The organism is Nostocoides sp., from assembly GCF_035343835.1.
Lineage (GTDB): Bacteria > Actinomycetota > Actinomycetes > Actinomycetales > Dermatophilaceae > Nostocoides_A > Nostocoides_A vanveenii.
The window spans coordinates 1-5,042 of sequence record NZ_DAOQZV010000227.1 but is presented as its reverse complement, the minus strand read 5'-3'; the positions used below and the strand labels follow the sequence as shown (position 1 = coordinate 5,042).

At 70.4% G+C, this 5,042-nt stretch carries 4 protein-coding genes; all 4 read left to right on the top strand.

Annotation, left to right across the window (positions count from 1 at the left end):
• Window positions 1–171 precede the first annotated feature (171 nt).
• On the top strand, window positions 172–870 hold the full coding sequence (locus PKH97_RS13495; protein WP_324388040.1) for an ABC transporter permease: 699 nt from the start codon (window positions 172–174) through the stop codon (window positions 868–870).
• Window positions 867–1,619 (top strand): ABC transporter permease subunit, encoded by a 753-nt coding sequence (locus PKH97_RS13490; RefSeq protein ID WP_324388038.1) that lies wholly within the window; start codon window positions 867–869, stop codon window positions 1,617–1,619. The genes PKH97_RS13495 and PKH97_RS13490 overlap by 4 nt, the downstream gene beginning before the upstream one ends.
• Before the next feature lie 105 nt (window positions 1,620–1,724).
• Window positions 1,725–2,657, top strand: a complete 933-nt coding sequence (locus tag PKH97_RS13485; protein WP_324388037.1) for an ABC transporter substrate-binding protein — start codon at window positions 1,725–1,727, stop codon at window positions 2,655–2,657.
• Window positions 2,658–2,972: 315 nt separating this feature from the next.
• The coding region (locus tag PKH97_RS13480; RefSeq protein ID WP_324388036.1) for a hypothetical protein at window positions 2,973–5,042 on the top strand (2,070 nt) is incomplete at its 3' end.

Genomic DNA, 5,042 nt, shown 5'->3' with positions numbered 1-5,042 from the left:
GGACGCGGCCCTGTCCTCGCCGAGCGGGCGCGGGGTCGTCGTCGACGGCGAGCGCCGGCTGCTCGGGACGGTGCGTGCCCGCGACGTCCTGGCGGAGGTCGAGCGCCACCGGACCGGGAGTAATGGACAGGCGCCCGCGCAGGGGCGACCCACACAAGCACCGGTCCAGACATGACCTGGATCAGCGGCCACCTCGGCGACATCTGGCGATTGACGGTGCAACACGCCGTGCTGGCGGCGATTCCGCTGGTCCTGGGCCTGATCGTGAGCATCCCGCTCGGCTGGGCGGCGGCCCGCAGCCGGAGGCTGGTACCGGTGGCCCTCGCCGGGACCGGTCTGCTCTACACGATCCCGAGCCTGGCGCTCTTCATCTTGATGCCGCTCATTCTCGGCACCAAGATCCTCGACCCCGTCAATGTCATCGTCGCCATGACGATCTACACGGTCGCGCTGTTGGTCCGGACGGTCGTCGACGGGCTCGGCTCGGTGTCGTCGCATGTCGACGCCGCCGCCCGCGCGATGGGGCTGGGTGCCTTCCGCCGACTGGTCACCGTGCAACTTCCCCTCGCCGTCCCCGTGATCGCGGCCGGCCTGCGGGTGGCCGCGGTCAGCAATGTCAGCATCGTCAGCGTCGCCTCGCTGATCGGGGTCTCCCAGCTCGGGGACCTGCTGGTCGACGGCTACAACCGCGACATTCCCGGTGAGCTCTGGGCCGGCATCGTGGGCTGTCTGGTGCTGGCACTGCTCTTCGACCTGCTGATCCAAGGTCTGGCGCGCCTGCTCACACCCTGGCTACGCGCCGACTCCCGCTCGTCCGCGCGGCGCCTCGCCCCGGCCGACGCGCCGCGCGACGTTGGGGTCGCCGCATGATCCCCAAGATCTGGGACTGGCTGACCGATCCCGCCAACTGGAGCGGCGCCGACGGCATCGCCACTCGCGTCCAGGAGCACCTGACCTACAGCCTGATCGTCCTGGCCATCGCGAGCCTCATCGCGCTCCCGCTGGGCCTGTGGATCGGGCATACAGGCAGGGGGCGCCCGCTGGTCTCCGCCGCCAATGCCGCCCGCGCGGTCCCCACCCTCGGACTGCTCTTCGCCCTGGCCCTCTGGCTCGGGCCCCGCCTCTCCGGGGACCTCGCCTTCACCGCCCCGAGCATCATCGTCCTCGTCCTGCTCGCCCTGCCGCCACTGCTGGCGGGGGCGTATGCGGGCGTCGAGGCCGTCGACCCCGCCACCCGGGATGCCGCCCGCGGCATGGGGCTGAGCGATGGCCAGGTGCTGCGTCAGGTCGAACTCCCGATCGCCCTGCCACTCCTGCTCTCGGGAGTGCGGGCCGCAACCTTGCAGGTCATCGCTACGGCGACGATTGCGGCCTACGTCGGTCTGGGGGGGCTCGGCCGTTTCCTCATCGACGGGCTCGCCATCGGCGACTATGCGGCCACCGCGGGCGGGGCGCTTTTGGTGGCCGTGCTTGCCCTCCTGGTCGACCTCCTCCTGGCCGGGGTGGTCCGACTGCTCGTCAGTCCCGGCCTGACCGGGAAGCAATCGCGTCGCCGGAGGGTTGAACTATCTGCCGCCGGCCCTCTCATCGATCGCCGACGCGACGTGATCCCGAACTAGGAGACCCTGGACGTGTCCCCTCGGGTAGACCGCAGGACCCAACGTTATTCCGGTACTTCGCGAAGACCCCGTCCTTCGCTACCTCAACCCCGTAGGAGTATGCCGATGTCCCGCCGCACCCTCACCTTCGCCATGAGCGTCCTGACCGTGGGTGCGCTCGCCGCCTGCGGCTCGTCTTCCGACCCGCTAGGGTCATCCACCACCACGAGTGCCGCAGGCGCGTCGAGCGGCAGCGCCGCGAGCACGAGCATCGTGGTGGGCTCGGCCGACTTCTCTGAGAGCGTCCTGCTGGCCGAAATCTATGCCGGCGCCCTGAAAGCCACGGGCGTCAACGCCACCACCAAGCTCAACATCGGCTCCCGCGAGATCTACCTGAAGGCCCTGGACGACGGATCCATCGACGTCGTGCCCGAATACACCGGTGCCCTGGCCTACTACTACGACAAGAACTTCGCCGAGACCGACCCGACCAAGGTCTACGACGGGTTGACCGGCCTGTTGCCGGACACCCTCCAGGTGCTCAAGGCCTCGGCCGCCGAGGACAACGACTCGATCAATGTCACCGCCGAGACCGCCAAGAAGAACAACCTGAAGTCCATCGCCGACCTCAAGCCGGTCGCGGGGGAGCTCACCCTCGGTGCGCCGCCGGAGTTCAAAGAGCGCCCCCAGGGCATCCCGGGCCTAACCAAGACCTATGGCGTCACCTTCGGCAGCTTCCGCCCGCTCAAGGGCGCGCAATTGGTCCAGGCGCTCAAGAATGGCCAGGTCCAGGCGGCGAACATCTTCTCCACTGACCCGGCGATCGCCGCCAACGGTTTCGTCACCCTGACCGACGACCAGCGGCTCTTCGGCTCGCAGAATGTCGTGCCGCTGCTTGCCAAGTCCAAGAACTCGGCCGAGGTCACGGCCGCCCTCGACGCCGTGTCGGCGAAGTTGACGACCGCCGTCCTGTCGGACCTGCTCAAGCAGACCGACATCGACAAGGCGGACCCGCAGACGGTCGCGGCGAAATTCCTGGCCGACAACGGATTGGGCTGACGGGCCGGCCCGCGTCAGCGGTCGCGGGTTGTCCGACCGCGCGTGCCGTCGCCCCGGGAGCGGGAGGGGCGGCACGCGCGGAGCCAGAAAGAAGGCGACCCGTGCCGATGCCCGGCATGGGTCGCCTCCTCAAACGGCGCCGAACCCCCCAGCTCTGCGCCGCAACCGGTGTGAAGGCCCTCCCTCCGACGAGCCTTCGCCACGGGGATCGGCTGGGATCCGATCCCTTCTCGGTATGCCTATCACTCTGGTCGACCGAGCCCACGCCCGGCATCGGTAATTTCACTCATTTCCCTACGCGTGTAGCCTGCCCACGTGTTACCGCCTTGCCTCGGGCGGCGTGACCTGCAGACACGTGTCCGTTCGGGGCTCATCGATCGCCGATGGGTCACCCTGGTCGGCCCGCCCGGCGTGGGCAAAAGCCTGCTCGCCAGGCATGCGGCGACGGCGGCCCGGGTCCAGGTGTGGATCGATGTCGGCGCGATCTCCTCGATCGAGGATCTGATCGGCGCCTGGCTTCAGGCCCTGGAGGCCGATATCGCGCCCGGTGACACCGCGATCCTCGCCCTCGTCCATGCCCTCGACGACCATGAGCGGCTGACGATCCTCGACGGGGTTGACGAGGGCCTGCTCGCCGGCGTGGGGGAGTTGATCACCGGCATCCTGGACGCCACCCGGGTCGCGCGCTTCCTCGTCACCTCGTTGGTCCCCGCCGGCGCCCCCGCCGAGCTCGACCTGCGGGTCGATCCGCTTCCGGTGCCCCTGCCGCACCAGCCGCTCGAAGGCGCCGCGCTGGAACTCTTCGTGGGCCGTCTAGCCGGGGCCGGTGGTGATCTGGTGGATCTCGACCGGGACGGACCGCAGTTGCGGTCGCTGCTGGTGGCCAGCGGCGGCATCCCGCTGGTGCTGGAGCAGATGGCATCGCAGGCGGCCCAGGTCGGACTCGACCGCGTCGTGCCGCCGGACTCACTCGCCGGGGCGATCGGCGCGTCATACGCCCTGCTAGACGAGGGGACGCGCACCGCGCATCGCCGCCTCGGCACCTTGGACTTCCCGGTCGGTATCGACGTGCTGGCCCAGATCATGGGGATGCCGAGGGCGCTGGCCATCGGCGTCGCCGCCCAACTCGAGCGCCAGTCTCTCGTCCTGATCGGCGCCGACGGTCGGCTGCGCATGCTCGCGCCCGTCCGCCGGCACGCCCTGGCCCTGGCCACCGACGAGGACGGGCGGGCGACCCGGGTGGCCCTCGTGCGGTGGGCGGATGGGGCGCTGCCGGCGACCGAGGAAGACGCCAGTGCCACCTCGCCCTGGCTGGCCGACTTCGAGGCGGCGGTCGCAGCGGTCCAGGTGGCCGCTGCCGATCCGACAACCAGAGACCTCGCCTACGACCTGGCCAACCGCGCCTTCGGCACGCTCTACTCCGCGATGCGCCCGCGCGATGCGCTCACCCTCTACGAACTGGCCCTCGCCAGCGGGGACGGGCCTCCCGAGATCGGGGCGCAGTCCGCCCGCCGGGCGGGCATCTGTGCCTCCGAGGTGCACGGCACCTTCGCCGGTATGAGCTTTCTCGATCGAGCGGAGGAGCACGCGGCCGCCTGCCACGATGCGACCTTCCAGCGAGCCCGGACCGCGTCGATCCGGGCCGAGATGTACCTCGACGCCGGCCAGCTCACCGACGCGCGGTCGGAAGTCGAGCGGATCCTGGCGCTTGGTGTGACCGACACCTATGCGATCCGGCAGGCGCGCCGCACGCTGATGGACATCGAGGTCAGCTCCGGCAACCTCGACCTTGCCGAGGACCTGGCGCCACTGCTGATCGACGGGGCGGAGGGCGAAGAGCGCTGGTTGGCCATCGCGGCCCAGATCCTCTGCGCCCAGATCGCCTGGGAACGCGGGCGCGAGCTCGAGGCTTTTGCGACGGCGAAGGCTGCCCGCGAAGAAGCGACCGAGCTCGGCGAGGACCGCATCGGCCTACTCGCCGACATCATTGCGCGGCGCGTGTCCGGCCGACCCGCCCAGATGACGCCCGACCCCGAGGAACTGCCGTGGGCCGTGCGCCTCGGCTACCAACTGCAGGGCGCGCGTGAGGCCGCGGCCGCGGGAGAGTTCGCCAAAGCGGCCGGCCTTGCCGCTGACGTCGTCGTCCTGGCGGATAGCAGCCGGCTGGCGCGCGATGGCGTCGAGGCCCGTATTGTCCTCGCCGATGCCTTGCTCGCCCAACGCGACTACGCGCAAGCCCTCGGGTCGTATGCCGCCGCCGCCCGGCGGGCTGCGGCCGCGCCACTTCCGTTGCGCGTCGCCGAAGCTTTCGACGGGCTCGCTCTCACCCTGCGTCAGGCCCGTCCGGAGCACGCCGGCCGGTGCGCCTGGGTCGCGGCCACCCTG